At 56.6% G+C, this 24,992-nt stretch carries 21 protein-coding genes; 18 read left to right on the plus strand and 3 right to left on the minus strand.

Annotation, left to right across the window (positions count from 1 at the left end):
• Nucleotides 1-26 precede the first annotated feature (26 nt).
• Nucleotides 27-980, minus strand: a complete 954-nt coding sequence (gshB, locus tag IBX51_RS06090; protein ID WP_291829760.1) for a glutathione synthase — start codon at nucleotides 978-980, stop codon at nucleotides 27-29.
• 291 nt (nucleotides 981-1,271) lie between these two features.
• On the opposite strand from gshB, the gene pilG reads away from it, so the two are divergent.
• The 12 genes from pilG (at nucleotide 1,272) to IBX51_RS06150 (ending at nucleotide 17,273) form a co-directional block, all read left to right on the plus strand.
• Nucleotides 1,272-1,664 carry a twitching motility response regulator PilG gene (pilG, locus tag IBX51_RS06095; protein WP_291829762.1) on the plus strand — a complete coding sequence of 131 codons (393 nt, stop codon included), beginning with the start codon at nucleotides 1,272-1,274 and terminating at the stop codon, nucleotides 1,662-1,664.
• Between the two features lie 32 nt (nucleotides 1,665-1,696).
• Nucleotides 1,697-2,059, plus strand: a complete 363-nt coding sequence (pilH, locus tag IBX51_RS06100) for a twitching motility response regulator PilH (protein WP_011787171.1) — start codon at nucleotides 1,697-1,699, stop codon at nucleotides 2,057-2,059.
• Nucleotides 2,060-2,079: 20 nt separating this feature from the next.
• Entirely contained in the window at nucleotides 2,080-2,625 is a 546-nt protein-coding gene (locus IBX51_RS06105; protein WP_291829779.1) for a chemotaxis protein CheW, read from the plus strand.
• A gap of 96 nt (nucleotides 2,626-2,721) precedes the next feature.
• Entirely contained in the window at nucleotides 2,722-4,797 is a 2,076-nt protein-coding gene (locus IBX51_RS06110) for a methyl-accepting chemotaxis protein (RefSeq protein WP_291829780.1), read from the plus strand.
• Nucleotides 4,798-4,824: 27 nt separating this feature from the next.
• Nucleotides 4,825-5,724 carry a protein-glutamate O-methyltransferase CheR gene (locus IBX51_RS06115; RefSeq protein WP_291829782.1) on the plus strand — a complete coding sequence of 300 codons (900 nt, stop codon included), beginning with the start codon at nucleotides 4,825-4,827 and terminating at the stop codon, nucleotides 5,722-5,724.
• 11 nt (nucleotides 5,725-5,735) lie between these two features.
• Nucleotides 5,736-13,316, plus strand: a complete 7,581-nt coding sequence (locus IBX51_RS06120) for an Hpt domain-containing protein (RefSeq protein WP_291829785.1) — start codon at nucleotides 5,736-5,738, stop codon at nucleotides 13,314-13,316.
• Nucleotides 13,316-14,362, plus strand: a complete 1,047-nt coding sequence (locus IBX51_RS06125; RefSeq protein ID WP_291829788.1) for a chemotaxis protein CheB — start codon at nucleotides 13,316-13,318, stop codon at nucleotides 14,360-14,362. Before IBX51_RS06120 ends, IBX51_RS06125 begins: the two co-directional genes overlap by 1 nt.
• 11 nt (nucleotides 14,363-14,373) lie before the next feature.
• Nucleotides 14,374-14,835: a chemotaxis protein CheW gene (locus tag IBX51_RS06130; protein ID WP_291829791.1), complete on the plus strand. Its 462-nt coding sequence runs from the start codon at nucleotides 14,374-14,376 to the stop codon at nucleotides 14,833-14,835.
• Nucleotides 14,836-14,909: 74 nt separating this feature from the next.
• A complete protein-coding gene (locus IBX51_RS06135) occupies nucleotides 14,910-15,401 on the plus strand; it encodes a Fur family transcriptional regulator (RefSeq protein ID WP_291829793.1) in 492 nt (163 codons plus the stop codon).
• Complete coding sequence (gene znuC / locus IBX51_RS06140; RefSeq protein ID WP_291829795.1) at nucleotides 15,394-16,167, plus strand: zinc ABC transporter ATP-binding protein ZnuC; 774 nt, start codon at nucleotides 15,394-15,396, stop codon at nucleotides 16,165-16,167. Before IBX51_RS06135 ends, znuC begins: the two co-directional genes overlap by 8 nt.
• Nucleotides 16,154-16,966, plus strand: coding sequence for a zinc ABC transporter permease subunit ZnuB (gene znuB, locus IBX51_RS06145; RefSeq protein WP_291829798.1), 813 nt, complete (start codon nucleotides 16,154-16,156; stop codon nucleotides 16,964-16,966). The genes znuC and znuB overlap by 14 nt, the downstream gene beginning before the upstream one ends.
• An 82-nt stretch (nucleotides 16,967-17,048) precedes the next feature.
• Nucleotides 17,049-17,273, plus strand: coding sequence for a hypothetical protein (locus tag IBX51_RS06150; RefSeq protein WP_291829799.1), 225 nt, complete (start codon nucleotides 17,049-17,051; stop codon nucleotides 17,271-17,273).
• Here the strand turns inward: IBX51_RS06150 and IBX51_RS06155 are convergent.
• Entirely contained in the window at nucleotides 17,261-18,343 is a 1,083-nt protein-coding gene (locus IBX51_RS06155) for a patatin-like phospholipase family protein (protein ID WP_291829801.1), read from the minus strand. The two genes, IBX51_RS06150 and IBX51_RS06155, sit on opposite strands and share 13 nt — an antisense overlap.
• 127 nt (nucleotides 18,344-18,470) lie before the next feature.
• Between IBX51_RS06155 and IBX51_RS06160 the strand changes: the two genes are divergently transcribed.
• On the plus strand, nucleotides 18,471-19,553 hold the full coding sequence (locus IBX51_RS06160; protein ID WP_291829803.1) for a diguanylate cyclase: 1,083 nt from the start codon (nucleotides 18,471-18,473) through the stop codon (nucleotides 19,551-19,553).
• 6 nt (nucleotides 19,554-19,559) lie between these two features.
• On the opposite strand, the gene IBX51_RS06165 is transcribed toward IBX51_RS06160, so the two are convergent.
• Nucleotides 19,560-20,480, minus strand: coding sequence for an alpha/beta hydrolase (locus IBX51_RS06165; protein ID WP_291829805.1), 921 nt, complete (start codon nucleotides 20,478-20,480; stop codon nucleotides 19,560-19,562).
• Between the two features lie 178 nt (nucleotides 20,481-20,658).
• On the opposite strand from IBX51_RS06165, the gene folE reads away from it, so the two are divergent.
• The 5 genes from folE (at nucleotide 20,659) to IBX51_RS06190 (ending at nucleotide 24,847) form a co-directional block, all read left to right on the plus strand.
• Complete coding sequence (gene folE, locus IBX51_RS06170) at nucleotides 20,659-21,228, plus strand: GTP cyclohydrolase I FolE (RefSeq protein WP_291829807.1); 570 nt, start codon at nucleotides 20,659-20,661, stop codon at nucleotides 21,226-21,228.
• Nucleotides 21,229-21,253: 25 nt separating this feature from the next.
• Entirely contained in the window at nucleotides 21,254-21,628 is a 375-nt protein-coding gene (gene folX, locus IBX51_RS06175; protein ID WP_291829809.1) for a dihydroneopterin triphosphate 2'-epimerase, read from the plus strand.
• Between the two features lie 20 nt (nucleotides 21,629-21,648).
• The gene (locus IBX51_RS06180; protein ID WP_291829811.1) at nucleotides 21,649-22,086 is read left to right on the plus strand and encodes a CoA-binding protein; all 438 of its coding nucleotides are present in this window, start codon (nucleotides 21,649-21,651) and stop codon (nucleotides 22,084-22,086) included.
• 164 nt (nucleotides 22,087-22,250) lie between these two features.
• Entirely contained in the window at nucleotides 22,251-24,473 is a 2,223-nt protein-coding gene (locus IBX51_RS06185) for an EAL domain-containing protein (RefSeq protein ID WP_291829814.1), read from the plus strand.
• Nucleotides 24,474-24,526: 53 nt separating this feature from the next.
• Nucleotides 24,527-24,847 (plus strand): hypothetical protein, encoded by a 321-nt coding sequence (locus tag IBX51_RS06190; RefSeq protein ID WP_291829816.1) that lies wholly within the window; start codon nucleotides 24,527-24,529, stop codon nucleotides 24,845-24,847.
• The last annotated feature ends 145 nt before the right edge of the window (nucleotides 24,848-24,992 follow it).

Here is a 24,992-nt window from a genome sequence, read left to right on the forward strand (position 1 = left end):
CCGTACTGGCCTGAACCGGGCGATGCTCAGCCCTGGCCCAGACGCCGGTCAATGGCATCCATAAGCATGCCCGCAATATCGATGCCGTAGGCCGTATCCAGCTCGCGGATACAGGTTGGGCTGGTGACGTTGATTTCTGTCAGGTAATCACCGATCACATCGAGCCCGACAAACATCAGCCCTTTCTGCTTGATCACTGGAGCCACTCTGGCACAGATTTCCCGATCCCGCTCGGTCAGCTCGCGACCCTCACCTCGACCGCCGGCCGCCAGATTGCCGCGATTTTCCCCGTGTGACGGAATTCGCGCAAGCGCATAAGGAACCGGCTCCCCTTCAATCATCAGGATGCGCTTATCGCCGTCGGTAATTTCAGGAATAAACTTCTGGGCCATAGCCTGATGGGCACCGTAGTTGGTCAGCGTTTCGATGATCACTCCCAGGTTGGCATCGTTTTCTTTGATCCGGAAAATCGAGCGGCCACCCATGCCATCCACCGGCTTCATGATGATGTCACCGTGCTCGGCATAAAAATCCCGGAAGCGCTTCGACGAACGGGTCACAATCAGAGGGGGCGTCAGGTCTTCAAACTGGGTGGCAAACAACTTTTCATTGCAGTCTCTGAGTGAGGCCGCGGGATTCACCACCAGCGCACCCTGCTGCTCCGCCGACTCCAGGATATAAGTGGCCATCAGGAATTCACGATCTACTGGCGGATCCTTGCGCATTAAAATGACATCAAGGTCACCCAGAGCCCGATCCTGACCGGCACCAAAACTGAACCAGTTTTCCGGATCCATATGCACCGTCAAATTCCGGGTGTGTGCTCGCGCCTGACCGCCCGCAAGGTACAGATCCTGCTGTTCCATATACTCGATCTGCCAGCCCCGTTTCTGTGCCGCCAGCAACATGGCGAGCGAGCTGTCTTTCTTGAAGCTGATATCTTCGATAGGATCCATCACGATCCCGAGCCGGACTGTCATCAGGGTCTCCTGAAATTTCAATGTGAAAACACGAACCGGTCAGCAGAGCGAACCAGCCATAAAGTGCTATGCTGAAAATGGTATTGTACCCGAGCCTTAATTGCACCCGGTGAAAATCACCTTTAAATCCGTGACAGCAAAGGCAGAAGTACATTTGGTCACAAACTAATACTTTTTATCCGGCCACCAATACTCTATAAATGAGCGGGGTTTATAGAACAACCTTAAGGTTTGTGTTAAAACCCCCGTTTGAAAATAACGACAGTCGCTAGAGCGCAAGGCAGTTGGACAATGGATGACAACTTCGAGAATCTGAAGATCATGGTGATTGACGATAGTAAAACCATTCGTCGCACCGCAGAAACCCTTCTCAAAAAGGTCGGTTGTGAGGTTATCACCGCCACTGATGGCTTTGACGCTCTGGCCAAAATTGCCGATTCCCAGCCGGACATCATTTTTGTTGATATCATGATGCCCCGCCTGGATGGCTACCAAACCTGCGCACTGATCAAGAACAATTCCTCCTTCAAAAAGACGCCGGTTATCATGCTCTCGAGCAAAGACGGTCTTTTCGACAAGGCAAAAGGCCGGATCGTAGGCTCGGACCAGTATCTGACCAAACCGTTCAGCAAGGATGAACTGCTTAATACTATTCGCCAGTACATCCCACAGGCGCACCAGTAAACCTGCTGACACCCGTAATCATCGAGGAAAACATGGCCCGCATTCTCATTGTTGACGATTCGCCAACAGAAGTTAAAAAAATTTCCACCATTCTGGAAAAGCACAAGCACGAAGTGCTGACCGCAGATAATGGTGCTGACGGCGTGGCCAAGGCCCGTGCCGAAACGCCGGATCTGGTATTGATGGACGTAGTGATGCCTGGCCTGAATGGCTTCCAGGCTACTCGCCAACTGACCCGCGCGCCAGAAACAGCCTCCATCCCGGTTGTGATTGTCACCACCAAGGATCAGGAAACTGACCGCGTCTGGGGAACCCGCCAGGGTGCCAAGGGTTACCTGGTCAAGCCGGTTAACGAAGACGACCTGATCAAAACAATCAATAGCCTGATTGCCTGATCTCTAAACGTGGAGTAAGCATGTCCGCCCAGGCCGCCCCCTTTGCCGTTCTGACGGATATCGCTCAGCGCAGCCGGTCGCTAGCCGCCGGCCTTCCGGAACAACAGGAAGCTGTTGAGCTTTGGAACGGTATCGGCTTCGTTCTATCGGGTGAGCGCTACGTCGCCCCCATGGGCGAAGTCACTGAAATCCTGCACGTCCCCCGGTTTACTCATATCCCGGGGGTTCGCCCGTTTCTGATGGGTGCCGCCAACGTTCGCGGTCGCCTGCTGCCTCTGGTCGACCTCGCCGGTTTCTTTGATGTCCCCCGATCTTCCCGCAGCATGCGCGAGCGTCGGGTTCTGGTCATTGAACAAAATGACGTATTCAGTGGCCTGGTAGTCGACACCGTACTGGGCATGCAATATTTCGCAAAAGACAGTTTCAGGGCAACTCCAGAGGGAGTACCCGACAGCATTCGTCCGTTCGTAACCGGTGGTTATGAACGCAACGAGGAGGTCTGGAAAGTGTTCTCTGCTGCCGATCTGGTGGAAGACGAGCGTTTTCTCGATGTCGCACAGTGGTAAGGGTGAGAGTACCGGCAGGAACATCCACCCTGACCGTCTGAAACCCGTTACAAAAACTTGCCATTTCCAGAAAGAAAAAAGGCCGGGAGCCAGAAGATGAAAAACAGAGCCGGAAGACTCAGCTTGGGACAGGGAGGCAACAGACTGGTTGCCGGCCTGATCGCCGCGCTGATTGCACTCACCGTCCTGCTCGTTGTGGTCCTGTTCATTATTAACAGGGACAGCCAGAACGATCAGGAATACATCGCCAACACCGCCGAAATGCGGGTGCTCTCCCAGGAGATCGCGAAGAACGCCACCGAGGCCGCCGGCGGAACCGCCGAAGCCTTTGACCAGCTTCGCCGCTCACGGGATGACTTCCAACAGCTCTGGTCGTTTGTATCAGAAGGCAACCCCGCCACCGGATTGCCCGCCAGTACAATGGCGCAAGAAAGCGGCGTTCAGCAGAACTGGAACACCGTGCGGGACAATGCCGACAGCATTCTGTCGACCCGTGACGCCGTTCTTGGCCTGCACGAAGTTGCCCGCACCTTGAACGAAACCATTCCGCAGTTGCAGGTAGAGTACGATGACATCGTACAGATCCTGCTTGACGGCGACGCGCCAGCCGAACAGATCGCTTTGGCTCAGCGTCAGTCGCTGCTCGCCGAGCGTATTGTACGCTCCGTTAACAACGTACTGTCCGGTGACGAAGACGCGGTTATTGCCGCTGACCGCTTTGGCCGCGACGCCAGCCTGTTTGGTCGGGTGCTGGATGGCCAGCTGAACGGCAATCAGGCCATGGGCATCTCTCGGGTAGCTGACGACGACGCCACCTATGGCCTCGAGGCCGTCGACGAGCTGTTCGAATTTGTTTCCCAAAACGTTGACGCGATTCTTGAAGCTTCTCCCGACCTCTTCAGGGTTCGCACCGCCGCCAGCGACATCTTCCAGAATTCCGAGGTTCTGCTTGCCGAGCTGTCCGTATTGGCAGAGAACTTTGCCTCCCAGTCCAGAACCCGACTGATCAGCCCGACCCTGGCCTTCTTCCTCCTGGCTGCCATGGTTGCGATTGTTGTGTTCATCGGTCTTGCCCTGTACCGCGATGCCCAGGCTCGTCTGGCGTCGACCCAGGAGCAGAACGAACAAAACCAGAATGCGATCCTGCGACTGCTGGACGAGCTGGCTGACCTGGCAGATGGTGACTTGACTACCGAGGCCACGGTAACCGAAGACTTCACTGGTGCCATCGCCGACTCCATCAACTACGCGATCGACCAGATGCGTGGACTGGTGCAAGCAATTCGTGGAACAGCGGTACGGGTAGCGTCCGCCGCCCAGGAAACCCAGGCGACGGCCATGCATCTGGCCGATGCGTCCGAGCACCAGGCTCAGGAAATTGCCGGAGCGTCTGCTGCGGTTAACGAGATGGCCGTGTCCATCGACCAGGTATCTTCCAACGCTGCTGAATCCTCTGCGGTTGCCGAGCGGTCGGTTGCGATCGCCAAGAAAGGCGCGGAAGTGGTACAAAACACCATCCGCGGCATGGACAACATCCGTGAGCAGATTCAGGAAACGTCCAAGCGGATCAAGCGTCTGGGTGAATCCTCCCAGGAAATCGGCGACATCGTATCGCTGATCAACGACATCGCCGACCAGACCAACATTCTGTCGCTGAACGCCGCCATCCAAGCCTCTATGGCTGGTGACGCAGGCCGGGGCTTTGCGGTTGTTGCGGACGAAGTTCAGCGCCTGGCGGAACGCTCTTCTGCAGCAACCAAGCAGATCGAAGCGCTGGTTAAGACGATCCAGTCCGATACCAACGAAGCCGTTATCTCCATGGAACACACCACCGCCGAAGTGGTTCGTGGTGCCCGCCTGGCACAGGACGCGGGTATCGCGCTCGAGGAAATCGAGAACGTATCCATGTCTCTGGCGGAACTCATCCAGAACATCTCCAACGCGGCTCGCCAGCAGTCGTCTTCTGCAGCGCACATTTCAAACACGATGAACGTCATCCAGGAAATTACCTCGCAGACGTCGTCTGGTACCAACGCCACCGCGAAGTCTATCGGTAATCTGGCGGAAATGGCCTCTGAGCTGCGGTCTTCGGTTGCCGGCTTCACCCTGCCGGACGAAGAAAACGCCGATCAGATGCACGACGCAGATAATGACGTACCGGTGATCAGCTGATCACCGGCCCCGGACAGATAACGGTTTATGGCTCAGATGCATAACCAGCTATCACCCTCCGAGGGCATTTGGGCGCTGCGCCGACTCCCTGAGATGGATGAGGCGCAGTTCAATCAGTGGCAGACGTTGCTGGAGCATCGCACCGGTATCTCGTTGACTGCTGAGCGCCGCTCCTTTCTGGAAACCAATCTTGGAATCCGGATGCGGGAAATCGGCTGCAACAGCTACCAGGCCTACTACGAGAAAATCGTCAATGGCCCGGATGCAGTCAGAGAATGGGCAACGTTGGTGGACCGGCTGACGGTTCAGGAAACCCGTTTTTTCCGGGATCCGGATGCCTTCCGCCTGGTAGCAGACTATGTGCTGACACGGCCCAGGGAACAGTTCAGAAAACGGGCATTGGAAGCCTGGAGTGTTGGCTGCTCAACGGGAGAAGAACCGTACACGTTGGCCATGACCCTGAACGAATGCATGGGTCAGCTGGCGTTGCAGCCTTTGTTTGGCGTGACCGGCTCAGACATCAGCCTGCCGGCCATCGAGAAAGCACGCCAGGGCCAATTCAATGCCCGCAAATTGCTGGGCATGGACGAAGACATGAAAACCCGGTACTTCCGTCCGGCTGAACGGAACACCGTAGAAATCGTGAATAGCGTCCGTGATCGCGTTTGCTTTACCAGGCTCAATGTACTGGATCTGGATAAGGCACCGATGCACGGCATGAACATTATCTTCTGCCAGAACCTGCTGATCTACTTTCGCCGCTGGCGTCGGCGGGAAATTGTCAAACGGCTCGCAGAGCGTCTGGCACCGGGGGGCTTACTGGTGCTTGGCCAGGGTGAACTGACCGACTGGCAGCCACCGGGCCTGCAGAGGGTTCCCTCGGAACATGTGCTGGCGTGGATAAAACGTCAGTCCGACGAAGAATAACCGGAGTGGTTATGGGCAATCACCATGACAGTATCGCCCTCGACTGGGTTCGGGGCGAAATACAGGACACGCTGACCCAAGGCCAGCATGCACTGGAAGCGTTCGTTGATAATCGTGACGATACCGCACGCCTGCGTTTTTGCCTGAACTACCTCCACCAGGTACATGGCACCCTGCAGATGGTGGAGCTCTACGGTGCGGCACTGCTCACTGAAGAGATGGAAAAACTGACCCAGGCCATCCTCAACGAGACCGTGGTCAGCGTTGATGATGCGGTCGAAGTGCTGATGCAAGCCATCCTGCAACTGCCCCAATACCTGGAACATCTGGGCAGCAGCCGCGATGATTTCCCGATGGTGCTGCTACCGTTGCTGAACGACCTGCGCGCTGCCCGGGGCGAAGCTCTGCTGTCAGACACCTCCCTGTTCAAACCGGATCTCACGCCCTCACAGCTCGCCGTGGGCGACAAGGGCTCCGAGCGCCTGCACGATCCCAAAGTTCTGGGTCACCTCCGCAAATTACGGCAAATGTATCAGTTTGCCCTGGCGGGCGTGGTCCGAGAGGCAGACCTGGCCGCCCATTTTGACTACATGCAAAAGGTCATTCAGCGCCTTATCCGACTGTGCCATAAGACACCTCGCGGTGAACTCTGGAAGGCAGCCAGTGGCTTTGTCGAAACCCTTCAGGCCAACGTCAATCCGGTCAATACTGCGGTTAAATCGTTACTTCGCGAGTTGGATGCTGAAATCCGCCGGCTGACCGACGAGCACGCCGACATTCTGCAACAGCCGGTGCCAGAAGCGCTCTTCAAACATCTACTTTACTACGTTGCTCGAGCCCGCGACTTAAACAGCCCGCAGGTAAAGGCGCTTCGTGATGCTTACCAGCTAAACAACGCCCTGCCCTCGGAAGACGACGTCAACGCGGCCCGCAGCCGCGTCTCCGGCCCAGGCCGTGATGCCATCCACTCGGTGGTCAGCGCATTGAATGAAGAGCTGGCCAGGCTGAAAGATCAGCTCGATCTGTTTGTGCGCGCAGAGCTCCGCCAGAACAGTGAGCTGGAAGACTTGCTGCCGGGCCTGCACCAGGTTGCCAACACATTGGCCGTTATTGGTCTCGGCATCCCCCGCAAAGTTGTTACCGAACAAGCCGAATTGGTTGAACGACTCTGCGGTCAGGTTGAACCCGCAGACGACGGAACCCTGATGGATATTGCCGGCGCACTGCTCTATGTTGAAGCCAGTCTTGCTGGCCTGGACAGCGATCATCGCAACGACATCGAGTCCGGATCCCAAAACGGAGACCAACCGAATATCGGCTCCATGGAACTTGGCGACGCCAGCGCGGCTCTGTTAAGGGAGTCCCGCAACACGCTGGAACAGGTAAAGTCTGCGATCGTCAACTTCATCGCGTCTCAATGGGATACCCGTGAGATCGATCACGTACCCGGACTCCTGCACAGCATCCAGGGCGGACTGAGCCTGGTTCCTCTTGATCGGGTCGCCGACATGCTCGCCTCTGCCGAGCGTTACGTGTCTGATGTGTTGCTGAGCAACAAGCAGGTTCCGGACTGGAAGCAACTGGATACCTTGGCCGATGCCGTCACCAGCATCGAGTACTACCTTGAGCGTCTGGCTGAAGGCATCAGCGATAACGAGTCCATTCTGAAAGTGGCTGAAGACAGCCTGGCCAGCCTTGGTTTCCCGATAGGTGAAGAACCCACCTGGAACCTGCAACAACCCGAGCCAGAGGCCGGGGTCGAAACGGCAATGGCGTCGGCTGCACAAACTGACTCGGGCGATGCCAACAAAGCCTCCGATGACGAATTGTTGGACGACGAGATTCTCGGCATCTTTGTTGAAGAAGCCGAAGAAGTCCTGCAGACCATCCATGAGTTTTATCCTCGCCTGCATCAAAATCATGAAGACCGCGAAGCCCTGACCGAAGTCCGTCGGGCCTTTCACACCCTCAAGGGCAGTGGACGAATGGTCGGTGCAGTCAGCCTTGGTGAACTGGCCTGGTCGGTCGAAAATCTGCTGAACCGACTGCTTGATCAGACCATTAAGCCGACAGAAGATCTGTTTGCGCTGGTAGACGAAGCGAACAACCGTATCCCGTCCTTGATCAATGAGTTCCGTAGCGGTCAACGCAGTGGTGACGTGGCAGAGCTGATTGCACGGGCCGAGGGTCTGGCAACCACACGAAGAGCAGACACAGATGCCACGGTATCGGATGATCCGGTCGAGGCAACTGAAAACGCCAATGCCGGCGAAGAAGAACCCAGGTTCGAGCCCGGGCTCCCTGCAGAATCCGAACAAGCCTCGGAACCTACAGACAATGATCTGATCGACGACGAGATCCTGGAAATCTTCATTGAAGAAGCCGGCGAAGTTCTCGACACTATCCGTGAATACCTGCCGATGCTGTTGCGCCAGCATGACGATCGTAGCGCCCTCGCCGAAGTGCGCCGCGCCTTCCATACCCTCAAGGGCAGTGGACGAATGGTCGGCGCAGACGTCATCGGTGAACTGGCCTGGTCGGTCGAGAATGTTCTCAATCGGGTTATTGACGGCAGTGTCTTCATGAACGATGACATTGCCCAGTTGTTGCAAGACGTGACCGGCTCTGTTCCCGCTCTGGTTAGCGATTTTGAACATCGGCGCCCGGCAAGTCTGGACATTGCACCGATGGAATCCCGGGCAAAAGCTCTGGCCAATGGTGAAATTCCGGACGCCACCAGCATGCCTCCCGCCGAGACTAGCCTGGCCGACGTCGAAACGCCTGAACCGAGTGATGACACTGTCGACCTGCACGTCGACAGTGTTGATCAGGATCAGGACGTTGACCCGGTGCTGCTGGAGATCTTTGAAAACGAGACCGAAACGCACCTTCAGACCATCAAGGAATATCTGTCTGCGGCCGGTGATAAAACGACAGTCGCCTATACCGACGATCTGTCCCGCGCCCTGCATACTCTCAAAGGCAGCGCACACACCGCAGGTATCGGTCCCATCGCAGAAGTGATCACTCCGCTCGAACGCTTTGTCAAAGAATCGAGAGCACAGAACAAACGGGCGGATCACGACGTTCTGGCGTTGCTTGAGCAAGCCAGTAATTACCTGAGCCAGGGTCTGGCACAGCTCAAAAGCAATCCCCAGGGATCGCTGGAAGGTACCGACGATTATCTGGCACGGCTGGAAAACATTAGCCAACAAACACTGTTGTCGCACGGCCAGCACAATGAGGACCAGCCATCCGCTCAGGCACCATCGCAGCTGGTCCAGTTGTTCCTTGGCGAAGGGCTCGACATCGTCCTGGACGCCGAGTCGATTCTTGACGAATGGGCCCAACACCCGGAGCGCACCGAGTCCCTCGGTACCTTGCGAGCCGAGCTTGAGCACCTGACACAAGGTGCCGCCGGCACCGGACTATTGGATCTTGCGGACCTTGCAGCGGCCCTGACTCGCACCTACACCGCGGTCGACGAGCATAACCTGACACCGGATGACGACTTCTTCAACACCGTTCATGCGGCCCAGGAACAACTGATCAATCTGATGGATCAGGTTGCCGCCGGCTTGGCCACCGAACCCAGCGATGTTCTGATCGAAGAACTGGATGCGCTGACAGATGCTGCCGCAGCAGCCCATCAGGCAAGCCAGGGGCCGAACGAGTTCGAACAACAGTTCCCTGGCGATCTGGAAGAAATCGATCTGACCCTTGAACTGGACGACGCGGAAGAAGCCGAAACCGGCACCACTGAGCCGGAACAACCGCCTCTGCCGGAGCTGTCTTCAGAAGACAGTGACTTTGATGACGAGCTTGCCGAAATCTTCCTCGAAGAAGCCCGTGACCTGATCAACAGCTCTGCAGAGGCTCTGCAAAACTGGAGTGAAGAAACCGGCAACTTCGATATTCTGCGACTGCTTCAGCGCGACCTGCATACACTCAAAGGTGGTGCACGGTTGGCCGATATTCCAGCAGTCGGCGACCTCTCCCACGAACTTGAGAATCTGTTTGAGGGGCTGACGGAACTAAAGCTTTCAATCAACGACACACTCTCTGACCTGCTGTTCCGGTGTCACGATCGCCTGGCCGGCATGGTTGATGCTCTGGAAACCAAGGAACAGCCCAGGCCAGCACCCGATCTGATTGCCGAGATTCACAGCTACATCGACGGCGCCAAAGGCTCCCGTCCGGTGACCAATGTAAGTGATGCTGACACTGAATTGCCAGAGGATGACCTGGGGTTACCAGAACTCGATGTGGAGGAAGCCTCCACCGATGAGCCCGCTACCGAAGACCTGATGGCGACAGATTTGTCCCATCTCGATCCGGAGCTGATCGGCATCTTCCTGGAAGAAGCTTACGACCTGATCAATTCGACCGGCAGCGCGCTCCATGCCTGGAGCGAAAATCCGACTGATCGTGATGTTGCCGCGGTTCTCCAGCGCGAGGTCCATACCCTCAAAGGCGGCGCCCGAATGGCAGGTGTCGATGCCATCGGCGATTTAACCCACGTTCTGGAAGATTTGTTCGAGAAAGTGGCCGATGGCCAGCTTGGCGCCAGTGGCGAGATGATCGATCTGTTGTTTGCCTGCCATGACCGTCTGGCTCAGATGGTCGAACAGGTAGCCACTCAGAAACCTTGCCCCTCCGCCAATGAACTGGTCCAGGAGGTGGAGGCCATCCTCCGCGGCGAGACACCATCACCGAGCAGTGAACTGCCAATCGCTGACGTGGAAGAGCCGTCCGCCGAACCAGAGCCGAGCTTTGATACCTCGGCTGAGTTTGACGCTGAGCCGGCCGAGGCCTCGAAACCGGAGGTCGATGACGATCTGATCGGCATCTTCCTGGACGAAGGTCTGGAGATCCACGAAGCCATTACCGAATGCCTGAACCAGTGGCGTGAAGAGCCGGATGAACTGGCAGGTATCACGCGGCTCCAGCAAGAATTGCACACGCTCAAGGGTGGTGCCCGGCTGTCGGATGTCGATCCGATCGCGGATCTTGCCGAAGCCTGGGCTGACGCTCTGGACCGGCTGGTGTCCAGCGGCAGCGGCCAACAAGGGCTGTTGGCGCTGAGCGACCAGGCTCTTGCCAGCCTCAAAGCGATGCTCGACAGCATCGAACAAGGCCTGAAACCTGCGCCAGATGCTGGCATGGTTGCCGAGCTCCAACGTGCCGACGAGCTGGAGGAGGACGTTCACAGCGCCGAGACCAACCAGACCGACGCAGACGCCGTGGACCCGGAAGTTCTCGAGATCTTCCTGGAAGAAGCCGGCGAGCTGATGGATCAACTGGAACAACTGCTGGACGACTGGCGCAAAGAACCAGCCAATCATCACTTCAACCAGGAAGCGCAACGGGCATTGCACACCCTCAAAGGGGGTGCTCGCCTATCCCAGATCAGCGATCTGGGCGACAAAGCTCACGCCTTTGAAACCCGATTGATTGATCTTGGCGGTAACGCACCTGATGACACCCAGTGGCAAGCCATCACCGGTGATCACGACGCCATCATTGCCCTGGTCAAGGAGATCCGAAACCGCTTCGAGTCCGGCGCCTCCATGACTGTCACGCCGGACCAAAAGCCTGAGCCCGAGATCCAGCCGGAACAGCCAGCCGCCCAAGCTCAACAGCCGGAAGTAAAAGCGCCCGAGCCCATGCTGGCCGTCCCGCCGGCACCGGAAGCACCAAGGCCGGACAAGGCGTTAGCCAAGGTTCGCAGTAAGGCCGCCGAGGCTCAGCGAGCAGCCCAGGAAACCATCCGGGTATCCGCACCGCTGCTCGACGAGCTGGTCAACCTCGCCGGCGAGACCAGTATCACCCGGGGTCGTCTGGAACAGCAAAGCAGTGACTTCAGTCATACCCTGGATGAAATGGCCGCGACCATCGAGCGTCTGCGGGAGCAGCTGCGCCGGATGGATATCGAGACCGAGGCCCAGATTCTGTTCCGGGCAGAGCAGGAGCATGGCCCGGATTACGGTGATGATTTCGACCCACTGGAAATGGACCGCTACTCTTCCATCCAGCAGCTGTCGCGCGCCTTGTCAGAGTCGTCCTCTGACCTTGCCGACTTGCGGGAAACCCTGGCCGACCGGATACGAGATACCGAAACCCTGCTGGTACAACAGTCCCGGATCAACACGGAACTTCAGGAGGGTCTGATGAAGACCCGAATGATTCCGTTTGCCTCGATGGTGCCGAGACTGCGCCGTATCGTTCGCCAGATCAGTGGCGAGCTGGGCAAGAAGGTCGAATTTGATGTCCGCAACGCCGAAGGCGAAATGGATCGCAACATTCTGGAGCGCATGATTGCGCCCCTTGAGCACATGCTGCGGAACGCCCTGGACCATGGCATCGAAACACCGGAAGAGCGCAAGCAGGCAGGCAAGCCAGTCACCGGTGAAGTCGTACTGTCACTGACCCGCGAAGGCGGTGATGTGGTTCTGCGAATGATTGACGACGGCAAGGGTATTCCAGCGAACGTGATTCGGGACAAGGCCATTCGCCAGGGCCTGATGCGCCAGGATGAAGATCTGTCAGAACGGGAAATTCTGCAGTTTATTCTTCAGCCAGGATTCTCCACTGCTCAGCAAGTCACCCAGATCTCCGGTCGTGGTGTAGGCATGGACGTCGTGGGTAGCGAAATCAAGCAGCTTGGCGGCAGCCTCGATATTGATTCCGCCCCCGGACGTGGGACCACCTTCACCGTGCGCTTGCCGTTTACCGTTTCGGTCAACCGGGCACTGATGGTTTCTACTGGCGAAGACTTTTACGCCATCCCGCTCAACACCATTGAAGGTATCGTGCGGGTCAGCACCTACGAGCTGGAAGAATATTACAAGCCGGATGCACCACTCTACGAATACGCAGGTCAGCACTACCGCTTGCAGTATCTTGGCAGCCTGTTGAACAGCGACCATCATCCCAAGCTGCAGGGGCAGGCTCTGCCACTGCCGGTTATTCTGGTGCGCGGCGCGGAACAACCCATGGCACTGCAGGTAGACCAGCTGATGGGTAGCCGTGAGATCGTCGTTAAATCTCTCGGACCTCAGTTCAGTACTGTCCGGGGTGTGTCCGGGGCGACTATTCTGGGCGACGGTAACGTGGTTGTGATTCTCGACCTGCCGGCGATGATTCGCTCTGACATTCTGTCTGAACGCCAGCGCCTGGCGAACATCGAGAAAGCACAAGAAGCCAGCCGCTACGAAGAGAAAGTCACCACTGTCATGGTGGTGGATGACTCGGTCACCGTGCGCAAGGTTACCTCCCGTTTGCTGGAACGGAATGGAATGGAAGTCATTACCGCAAAAGACGGTCTGGATGCGGTTGCACAGCTTCAGGATCATCGCCCGGACATCATCCTGCTGGATATCGAAATGCCTCGCATGGATGGTTTCGAGGTGGCCAGCTTTGTCCGCCACGATGACAACCTGAAAGACACGCCAATTTGCATGATTACCTCGCGTACCGGTGAGAAACACCGCGAGCGGGCCCTGTCGATTGGTGTTAATGAGTATCTGGGTAAACCCTTCCAGGAAACCGAATTGCTTGAGACCATCAAGCGGCTGACCGGGAATCAGTGATGGCCGGCCAGGCTGGCCGGCCATCGGTCGGAATTGTTTCCGATGTGGTTCTGCAGCGCCACCGGTTGCAGGCTGCAACCGGCAAATTCGGCCTTGATGCGTGTTTCTCCGGAGACCCATCCCGGCTGATGCAGCATCCGAAGTTCCCGGAAGCGTCGCTGTGGCTGATCACACTGGAAGACGAGGCCGATCACCCAACCCTGTTTGATCATTTGCTTGAGCATACCGACGCCCCGGTACTTTTTGGTGTCGATCAGGCACCCAAACCCGGCAGCATCGAATACTTTCGCTGGGAGCGGAGACTGCTGGATAAGCTGGAGCAGCAACTTGGTCACCTTGAGGAGCTTGATACTGCCAGCGATCTGGAAGAGCTGGTGGCGCCTCAAGCTTCGGCAACCTCTGAACTCCCGCGCTGGATTACGCCATCAGTGCCGGGCTCAGTGGCCGAGGACATCTGGATATTGGGCGCCTCACTTGGTGGACCCGCCGCCGTCAAAACGTTTCTGGATCATTTGCCCGCGGGCCTTCCTGTCGGCTTTGTCTACGCCCAACATATTGATGGCACCTTTACCGAGGTTCTTACCCGGGTGCTTGGCCGCCATGCCCATTACCAGCTCAAGCGAGCGGAACAAGGCTACCGGGTGCTCAACGGCGATGTGGTGATGATGCCCGTCGAGCGGGAGTGGTCTGTGGACAGTCGCGGCCGACTGACCGAGCAAGACAAGGCCTGGCCGGGTCCTTACGGGCCTTCGATAGATCAGGTACTACTCAATGTTGCCGAGTACTATGGCAAGCGTTGCCATGCCATTATCTTTTCCGGCATGGGCAATGACGGCGCCATTGCCGCGCCTATGCTGAAAGCTTACGGCAGTCATATCTGGGTGCAGGAAAGCCGAAGCTGTGGCAACAGTTCGATGCCGGATTCGGTCGCTGCGACAGGCTGTGCCAGTTTTTCCGGAACGCCGGAGCAGCTGGCTAAAGAGCTGGTAAAAACGATTGAGAACAACTGCCTGCTGAAAGGCCGGCAAAAACGGGATTCCGCCTGAGGTAACATGCAATGAAAGAAAACAGCCAGTCCCTCGCCTGCGTCATGATTCCAGTCTGTGATCGGCAGCTGCTGCTGCCCAACGTCTCGATTGCGGAGGTGGTGGATTTCGGCAGCACAGATGCCGGCGCCAACACCCCGGAATGGCTGGTAGGATTTCTGGACTGGCGAGGTCTCAGTCTTCCGGTTATTTCTTACGATGCTGCTAACGGTGGCCGTCTTACCGTGCCCGGTGATAATCGTGGCCGAATCATCGTACTGAACACCATCGGTTCCAGCCATCAACAGGCACCGTTCATGGCGCTCATCACCCAGGGCATACCCAGTCAGGCGCGTTTGGAAGAAAATCAGATTCGTCAGCTGGACGGTGAAGCCGGACCGGCAGACCTGATGCAGGTCGAGGTAGAAGGCGAAGCCGCGTGGATCCCGAATCTTGAATACCTGGAATCACTTGCTCTGGAAGCGAAACACTAGAGCGGGCGCACCAACACCCATAGCCCAGCCGTCTGCAAATGTTATAATGTTGCAAATTTTGCAGGATCCAGACGATGACGGAACGCGCGCTCCCCTATCGCCCGCACAACCATGACGCTTGTGTCAGCCACGCCCTGGCGGATGCCCGGGAGATCTGTCGCCAACACAACGCCCGCCTGACGCCGATTCGGGAACGGGTTTTGGAGTTTATCTGGCAATCCCACAAGCCACTGGGCGCTTATGACATCCTTGCCATGCTCGGCGCTGAAGGCCATAACGCAGCGCCACCCACCGTATACCGAGCCCTGGATTTCTTGCTGCAATATGGCCTGGTACATCGCATTGCCTCGTTGAACGCCTTCATCGGATGCGCCCACGCGGGTGAGCATCACCGGGGAGCCTTCCTGATCTGCCGTCAGTGCGGCACGGTTCTGGAACTGGCCACGCCAGCCGTCAGCAAAGCCGTCGAAGACGCTGCCGCCGCAGAGGCGTTCCTGCCTGAAGAAGTCACCCTGGAAGTGGCGGGTGTTTGCCCCCGCTGCCTGGGAGATAACAGCAATGCCTGATCGTCTGGTACACCTGGATCAGCTGACAATCCAGTTTGACGACCGCCCGGTGGTGGACCGGGTTGATCTGAGCGTGCGACGGGGCGACATCATTACCATCATCGGGCCCAACGGTGCCGGTAAAACTACCCTGATCAAAGCCATTCTGGGTATCCAGCGCATCAGTTCCGGTCAAATTTCACGGCCATCCCGGTTAATTATTGGCTATGTACCCCAGCACTTGTCCCTGGAAGCTACTCTGCCCCTGAGCGTTCGACGCTTCATGCTTTTATGCGGTCAGTCGGCCAGTGCATGTGAGGAAGCGTTGGAACGCACGGGCGTCCGGCACCTGCTGGATGCTTCAGTGCATCATTTATCGGGCGGCGAAAAACAACGGCTGCTCCTGGCGCGCGCTCTGGCCCGCAGGCCTGATCTTCTGGTTCTGGACGAACCTGCCCAAGGCGTCGACATCAATGGACAAGCGGCACTGTATGAACTGATCCGCCAGCTCCGGGACGAACTGAACTGCGGTGTGATCATGATTTCCCACGATCTGCACCTGGTCATGGCGGCTACTGACAAAGTCATCTGCCTGAACCAGCATGTGTGCTGCAGTGGCTATCCGGCCGATATTTCCCACGACCCGGCGTTCATCGAAACCTTTGGTCATCAGGTTGCAGAATCTCTGGCGGTTTATCATCACCGCCATAATCATAATCACGATCTGCACGGCGATGTCGTGACTGCGACCGGACATCAAGGAACCTGTGACCATGAGCATCATTGATTCGGTCTTGAGCGACTTTTTCTGGCGCGCTCTATTCGGTGGCCTCGGGGTGGCACTGGTCGCCGGTCCGCTTGGCTGTTTTGTCGTCTGGCGCAGGATGGCGTATTTCGGCGACACCCTGGCCCACTCGGCACTGCTGGGCATCGCCCTAAGCTTTTTGATCAGCGTGCCCCTGAATCTTGGGGTGATTATAACCTGCGTTATTATTGCCATTGCGCTGGTTCTCTTGTCCCGAACCAAGGCCCTGGCAACCGATACGCTGCTCGGTATACTGGCGCACAGTTCACTGGCCATCGGCCTGGTCACTCTGAGCTTCATGCCGGATGTCCGGGTTGATCTGACCGGCCTGCTGTTCGGCGACTTGCTTGCCATGAACCAGCAAGATTTGCTCTGGATATACGGTGGTGCGGCTGTTGTGCTTATTCTACTGGCCATACTCTGGCGCGGCCTGCTGATGAGCACCATTCACGAAGAGCTGGCACGGGTAGAAGGCATCCCCGTAGAACGACTTCGGCTGGCGTTGATGTTGATGTTCTCTTTAGTCATTGCCGTCGCCATGAAGATTGTCGGTGTCTTGCTCATTACCGCACTGCTGATCATTCCAGCCGCCACGGCACGGCGGCTGGCCAAAAACCCGGAACACATGGTGGCGCTGGCCGTGGTTTTCGGTTTTATTGCCGTCACCGGTGGCCTGTCCCTGTCCTGGCATCTGGATACCCCTGCTGGCCCATCGGTAGTGGTCACGGCATTTCTGACCTTTCTGCTGGTCTACGGCACTGCCCGTAACGCCAGCCAATAGGGTCTGCCGCTTTCGTATCCTGCGGACCTGGTCTAGAGTTGACTGGGTCACTGATCAGCCCTCGCTGCCGAGGTGCTCATGCATGGATTGCGACCTCTCTGATATTTCAACCGCCGACCGGCGCCAGGCAATGAATGACAGTGGGTCTCGCAGCCGGGAACAGGCCCTGGCGCGCATCGATGTGAATATGCTCCATCGCACCACGGAGCGGGTGGTGCCTAGGGTTGTGCAGGTCATCGCACTGACCAACCCGCTTCACGGTGTTACAGGTTTTCGGCTGAGCGCAGTAACGGCCTACAAAGGCTGAACCTGATCCAGAAGTTTTCCATTTTCAACCAACTCCAGAAACTCATCTCCCAGCCGGTCGCTCTGTGCAATGGCTGCACGCCAGGAACGCTCACGGCCGGCATCGTCGCCAAGATACTTCTCGAAATCCTTCCGGTCGGGCAACTTCCGATCTGGCAGGCTGTCCAGATACGCCTTCGAGGGCGACACCAACAACACATCCTGCAGCCGGGTTGCATCACCCCGCCGCCAGGGCAAGGTTTTGTCAAACCAGCCCGGCACCACCTTATCGGTGAAATGGGGGTACAGAATGATACCCGGTTGCTCGTAGGGCAGATCAAGGTGGTAGTCCAGTAACCCGCCATCACGATAGACACCCTCCGGGGCGCCGGGAATGTTCCGGACACCGGACATCACCAACGGAATAGAGGCCGATGCCAACAGTGTTGGCATCAGATTCTCCCTCGACAGCGCCACCTCGTGACGGGGAAAATCCACCAGCTTTGCAATCGGTGTTTTGATACGGGCATCGTGCACGATACCCCGCTCCATAAACCGGCTCAGGTGACGTCGGCTGACCATGTTGGCACTGATCGCACTCATCAAGCCCAGCCCCAAACGACCCCGGGCATCGTGTTCCAGCAATCCCAGGCTTCGCACCACCACCACATTCAAGCGGTACCATGGATGATTCAGGAGATAGTCTTCTCGCCCGCCCAGCAGTTCTTCCAGAAACAGCACGCTTTTTCGTGACACTTCGGCGGCACTCACCCCTTTGGCAAAGCGTTGGCAGGTATAGAGTTCCGCCAGCTTCGACAGCTGGGCCCTGGGATTATCAGATGAGGCAATGGCCGCAAACCGCCAACTACCGATGGACGAGCCAATCAGGACCCGCGCCTGCGGGGCCTGAGGAAGCCAGTCCCCGAAAATGGCCTTATCCAGGCCACTAAGACCCAAGGCTTTTGGGCCACCAGCAGCGCCCGGAATAACATGAATATCCGCAGGGCTAAGTGGTCTCTCTTTGAGACGCTGCAGCGCTCGTTGGCCGGCACGAATAGTCAGAGCGGGGATTGGCATCTGGATTGCGGTCATCAAAAGCTTCCTTTTACAGTCCCCGGAGTTTATCGAAACCGGCAGTGGCCAGCCAACAACTCCGTGCTAGACTGCAATTGACGGTGTCTCACCAACGTGTCCCAGCCATGAACCGCAGGAGTAGGCTGTGAATCTGTTTGCCTCGCCCGATACCATGGCTACCAACCCGACCCTGGCGGTTCTGGGATTCAAACGCCAACTGGTGTATCACCTTCACATCTGGGCGTTCATTGCGGTCGCCCCTCTTATCGTCGTCCAGTGGCAACAAGCCAACCTGCTGCTGGCGGCCTTGTTGATACTGTTCTTTGTTAACGCGGCATTAGTCGTTGTGTTGTTGCGCCTTCGCGGTGTGTATTTCCTGAAAGGGCGCCTGTTTCCAATCCTGGCCGTCATCTGTGCCGCCTATTCCACCTCCATCAACGGGCACGCCGGGCTTTACTGGGCCTATCCTGCGGCCATTGCCCTGTTTTTCCTTTTACCGCTGCGAGAGGCCATTGCCTGCAACATCGTGTTTGTCGGCGTGATGGCGGTGGTGTCTTTTCTCAAGTTTCCGGAGGCCGATTTCTGGCGAATTACCTTCTCCCTGGGCCTGAGTTGCCTGTTCGCCATGATCTTTGCCTGGTTGGTGGGTCGTCTGCAGCAGGAGCTGACCCGACTGGCGACCACCGACCCTCTTACCGGATGCCTGAACCGGTCACAGCTGGCCGATATTCTGAACGGCCAGATCCAGATGCGCGAACGTTATGAGCGAGTGTCCAGCCTGGTGCTGATTGATCTGGATTATTTCAAGACCATCAATGATCGTTGGGGGCACCTGGCAGGGGATCGTGTACTCAAAGAAATGACGGGCCGGCTACGTAAGCGGCTGCGTGAGAGCGACAAACTGTTCCGGATCGGCGGTGAAGAATTCATGGTGGTATTACCGGAAACCCGGCAGAAAGACGCCGACACTCTTGCCCATCAATTACTGACCAGCATCAGCGCCAGGCCGTTTCTGGACGATATCAAACTGACAGCAAGTGCCAGTGTTGCCGAAGTCTACCAGGGAGAAACCTGGTCTGTTTGGCTGAATCGTGCCGATCAGGCGTTGTACGAGGCCAAAGCGAGAGGTCGCAATCAGGTGATCAACGCTCCGCGCCCGTCTCGTGACCCGGATGAGCCCCTGATCGATCTGACCTCGCCCGTTGCCGATAACGGTGTAACACCCTGAGCCTCGTCAGTCACCGAGGCTGGCACGAAAATCCCGATACGCCGAGAACACATCCCATGGGCTTTCAAAGTGTGGGTAGTGGCCAACGTTCCGGAGGCTAACGACGTCTGGGGCAGGTATCAATTCACGGTAACGTCGCGCCATAGCGCTACCGGAGACGGGGTCTGCTGTTCCGGTAATCAGACGCATAGGTTGTGACGCATTCCGAAGCGCACCAACCCAACGATTGCGATGGCAACGGCGTTCTTCCATAAACTGGATCAGCTGATGCAAAATGCCCCTGCCATTGTTGTAGGTTAGCAGATGCCAGAAGTCTTCCATATCTTGCTGCATTGGCGGGTTACGATCACCAAAGAGTCGGCGGAAATTACGCTCGAACGCACTGCGGGTCAGCCCCCGGCTGATCAGACCACCCAGAGGACTTTTCAGAACCTTTTGTATGAACAACGGGTTGTGTACCTCAGGAAATAACCCGCCATTAAGCAAGCAAACGCTCTCAACCCGAAAGGGCAAAGCCCCATCCTGATCCCGTGCCAGCAGCTCCTGAACAACCGTGGAACCGTAATCGTGAGCCAGCAAATGCACCGAGGTAAGGCCAAGCCCTTCAACCCAGCCCTGAACAAGATCCGTCTGATCTTCTATGCTGTAGGCATAATCCCGGGGCTTATCGGAAAAGCCGAAACCCAGCATATCCAGACTCAGCAATTGATAGCTCGACGCCAACATCGGCCAGATCCGGTTCCAGTCCCAACTGGCGGTGGGGAAACCGTGCAAAAGCACCAAGGGTTCACCCATGCCGGCCATCCGGCTGAAAATGGCATGGCCATCGTAGCTGAACCATTTGCCTGCCTGCTGCCAGGCCTCAAGGGTATAGGTGTCCTGACGTTGTTCTGCCTTGCTTCCTGACCCGGGTATAACCTGTTCCATCTGTCTGTCCCGACACGCCATCAAAGCCAATCACTTTAGTGCAAACCCGCAATGGTCGCCAGATGGATAAATGGCTATCGTGAACTGGTCCATAATGACCAGGACCGCGTAAAGCGTAGAGATAGCTTATAAATTCCCTTAAGCTTGCGCCTGTATCAGACAGCAACCGGAAAAGACTATGACGTTACCTGTGGACGAGCTGGCCGGTTTTTACCGTGCCCTCATCGAAGGCCTTGGCGAAAACGCAGACCGCGAAGGACTGCAAGATACCCCCATGCGAGCAGCCAAAGCCATGCAATTTCTCACCCGTGGTTACCAGCAGGATCTCAATGAGCTGGTGAATAATGCGGTGTTCGAGTCCGCCATGGATGAGATGGTCGTCGTTCAAGACATCGAGCTTTACAGCATGTGTGAGCATCATATGTTGCCCTTTATCGGCAAGTGCCACATTGCCTATCTGCCCCAAGGCAAGGTGTTGGGCTTGTCCAAGTTTGCCCGCATTGTGGATATGTACGCCAGGCGATTACAGATTCAGGAAAACCTGACCCGCCAGATCGCCGAGGCTGTGGAAAGCGTAACCAACGCCAAAGGCGTGGCCGTGGTGATCGAGGCCCAGCACATGTGCATGATGATGCGGGGAGTAGAAAAACAGAACTCCCGCATGAAAACATCGATGATGCTGGGGCAGTTCCGCAAGTCCCAGGCTACGCGCAGTGAGTTCCTTAACCTGATCAGCAGCAATCGTTGATTTCGCCATTCCTCAGGGGGGTTTCATGGCAGATATGACCGGAGATCATCTGGCCCGGGTCAGGATCAAGAACCTTTTACTTCGCGCATACATTGGTATCAAAGAAGAAGAGATCAATAACCAGCAGGACGTCGTGATCAACGTAACGCTTCGTTATGACGCTTCCGAAGCCATCGTGCGCAATGAGATTTCGGCCGCCCTGAACTACCGAACCATCACCAAGCAAATCATCGGTCACGTAGACGGCAATCGGTTCGCCCTGCTGGAGCGGCTGACCCACGAAGTGCTCGCGATTGTGATGGAGCACCAGGCGGTGCAGTGGGCACAGGTAGAAATCGACAAGCCACACGCGTTACGCTATGCCGAATCGGTCTCCGTTTGCCTTGAGGCCCACCGTTAATCCGTTGAGATTCGCAATCCATGCCCAGCAACCATCCTGATCAGATCAAAGCCATTCTTGAGTCGGTACACACCATTGCACTGGTTGGCGCCAGTGCAAAAACCGACCGGCCGTCTCACGAAGTGATGGATTATCTGCAACGGCAAGGTTACCGGGTGATCCCGGTTAACCCCAGACTTGCTGGCCAGCAAGTTCTTGGCGAGACCGTTTACGCCGACCTGGCCTCGTTACCAGAGCCAGTGGATATGGCGGAGCTGTTTCTGGCACCCGAACGCACTGAGGCGGTAATCCAGCAGGCTATTGAGCAGAAAATACCGGTCCTCTGGTTGCAGATTGGCGTGATCAACGAATCCGGGGCGGCGCGCGCCGAGGCTTCCGGATTAAAGGTCGTGATGGACCGCTGCCCCAAACAAGAGATCCCGAAGCTGGGTGTTGTGCCGGCTTCAGCACGCGCGTGACCCGCAATACGCTAGAATTCGAAGTACTCCGTGGCCAAACCGCATGATAATGCCTCATAATCGGATCTGACCGGCCGTTAACCCTCTTCAGCCTGTCGATTAATCCAGCGGAGCCGCTTGTGGAAAAACCTGAACCTCTCACCAGACTTTTTGTACGATGGCTGATGAGCCCGGTGTTTGTGTTGGTGATCTTTGTGGTTTTTCTTGCCATTGCCGCAGGGCTCCGTGAGGGCCTGATTCAACAAGACAGTCATCAGATTCAAGCCAACCTCCGCAACGAAGCCCGCGCCCTGACGAACAATCTGGAGCGGGAGTTCATGGTGCATGTTCAAGCCATCGGGCGCATGGCCAACCGGCTGCACGTCGAGCCAGAAACCCCGGAACAGCAGTGGCGCCTTGACACCCAAAACTACCTCAACGACTTCGGTGTATACCAGGCGATTGAATGGGTCGACAGCCATTTCATCATTCGCTGGCTGGAGCCACTGACCGGTAATCCGGATGTGATTGGTTATAACGTTGCCTACAATGATCAGCGCCGAAAGGCTCTGGAACAGGCCGCCGCCACCGGAGCATACGACCTTTCGGGCATTATTGATCTGCGCCAGGGCGGCCAGGGTATGGTCATCTATTACCCGGTGGGGGCTGGCGAAGCCAATAACGGCTTTATCGCCGGCGTGTTCCGAATGGAAGTGCTGGCAGAACAACTGCTGACCAGTCGGGTGCTTGAACACTTCCAGATTGAGATTCAGGAAAGCGGCGAACCTGCCTACCTTCTTGATTCACCTGTTGATAATGATCAGGCCTTTATTTACTCCCTACCCATACAACTGCCAACCCTGGACTGGTCTCTAACCTTACGGCCCAGCCAGGCCTGGGTCAGCAATCAGCGCAGCCATTGGCCCGGCACGACCTTCGCCAGCCTGGTAATGATGGGCCTGCTGACAGCACTGACAGCACTGCTGGTGCAACTTATTCTGAAACGCAATCAGGCCCTGCTGAAAACCCGGCGCGAGCTGGAGCAGGAAATCGATCAGCGCGTTGCCATGCAGGTGGATCTGGAACGGCTCGAGTCCACCGACACCCTGACCGGCCTGGCCAATCGTCGTTTTTTCATGGAAGACCTGGCCCATACGCTCAACATTGCCGATCGCCAGATGCGCCAGGTCGGTCTGGTGATGCTTGATCTGGACCGGTTCCAGATGCTCAATGATTCTCTGGGCCATCAATTCGGCGACGAACTCCTGATCAAAGTATCCGAGCGTTTAAACGGCCTCAGTAATGAGAAGATCCTGGTGGCTTATGCCGGCGGCGATGAGTTCATGCTGTGCCAGCAACAGGTGGACAATATCGATGACGTTATCCATTTGCTGGGCCAGATCAAGCAATGCTTTGCGGAACCCTTCGAGGTTCAGGGTGATGCTCACAGCATAACCGCCACTATGGGTGTGGCGGTCTATCCCCAGAGCGGCCTGGATGCCGACACCCTGATGCGTAATGCTGACATCGCGCTATACAGAGCCAAAGGCCAGGCCCGCAACACCTATCAGTTTTATACCGAGGGCATGCAGGATCGCGAGGTTATGCGCCTGGAACTCGACAAGGATCTGAGCCAGGCTCTGGCCAACAATGAATTTGTGTTGTTCTATCAACCCCAGCTCGACTTGGCGACGGGCGAGATCAAGAGCGTAGAGGCGCTGATTCGCTGGCAGCACCCACGCCGGGGGCTGCTGGCACCTATCGAGTTTATTCCGCTGGCAGAGGAAAGCGGGCGAATCACCGAGATTGGTCGCTGGGTGGTTCTGGCCGCCTGTCGCCAGCTCGCACAGTGGCGCAACACACCCTGTGAGCAACTGCGGGTAGCGGTCAACCTATCGGGCCGGGAGCTGGATGATGAATCGCTGATTGATCATGTTCGTGACGCTCTGGCGTCTGAGAACATTGACCCTGGCAAGCTTGAGGTTGAGCTGACGGAAGAAATTTTCATTCAGAACATTGAACACAACCTGAACCAGTTAGCGCAGCTGCGTGAGCTGGGTGTGCAACTGGCCATTGATGATTTTGGTGTGGGCTATTCGTCTCTGGGGTACCTGCGCGATTTCCCGGTGGATTTACTGAAGATCGATCGCTCGTTCATTACCCATGTGACCGATCGGCATGATGATGCGGTGATTACCCGGGCGGTGATCAATCTGGCCCACAACCTGGGCATTCAGGTGGTGGCTGAGGGCGTAGAAACAGAAGACCAGCTGAATTTCCTGAGAGCACATCGGTGTAATCTGGCGCAAGGCTATCTGATCAGTCGCCCAATTCCCGCTGCGGATCTGGAGACAGCACTTAACGAGGGTATTCTGTTTACCGGGTATTCGGTAAGTTCCGATTTGTAATGAGTGGTTGATCACCCCAAAATTCTAGGCAGGCTTTTTACTGGGTAACGCGTATGTCGTCTAAGTATTTGTCTCCGGAGCAGGATGCCAAGATTCGCCGCTGGGAGCGGTGGAACCGGAATTATTTTGTATTTGCGTTTGTGGCGCTAACGTTGGTGCTGGTGTTCAGCAGTCAGTTGGGGATTTCGAGTGGCGATGAGTGGGGCTCGCTCGGTTTTCTACTGGTGTTGCTGGTGGCACCGATTGTGGTGCTTCAGTTGCGGCTGCATTGTCCGGCGTGCGGTGTGAAGATTGGCTGGCAGGCAAAGCTCATGGCGCCTGACCAGTGTAAGTCTTGTGGTGTGTTTCTTCGTTCCAAGAACTCCTCTTCCTGATATCCTGTCTGAAAACCTTTGACCTGTGAGTTGGTCACAGGTTTTACTCTGACCTCTGTGTTTTGGAGATGGACGTGCCGCGGCTGGGGTAACTTTAATCGTGGATTCTTTGTACATCCGTGAACATTGGTGAGTACGCCGTCAT

The sequence above is a fragment of the Marinobacter sp. genome (assembly GCF_014859525.1).
In the GTDB taxonomy this organism is placed as follows: Bacteria; Pseudomonadota; Gammaproteobacteria; order Pseudomonadales; family Oleiphilaceae; genus Marinobacter.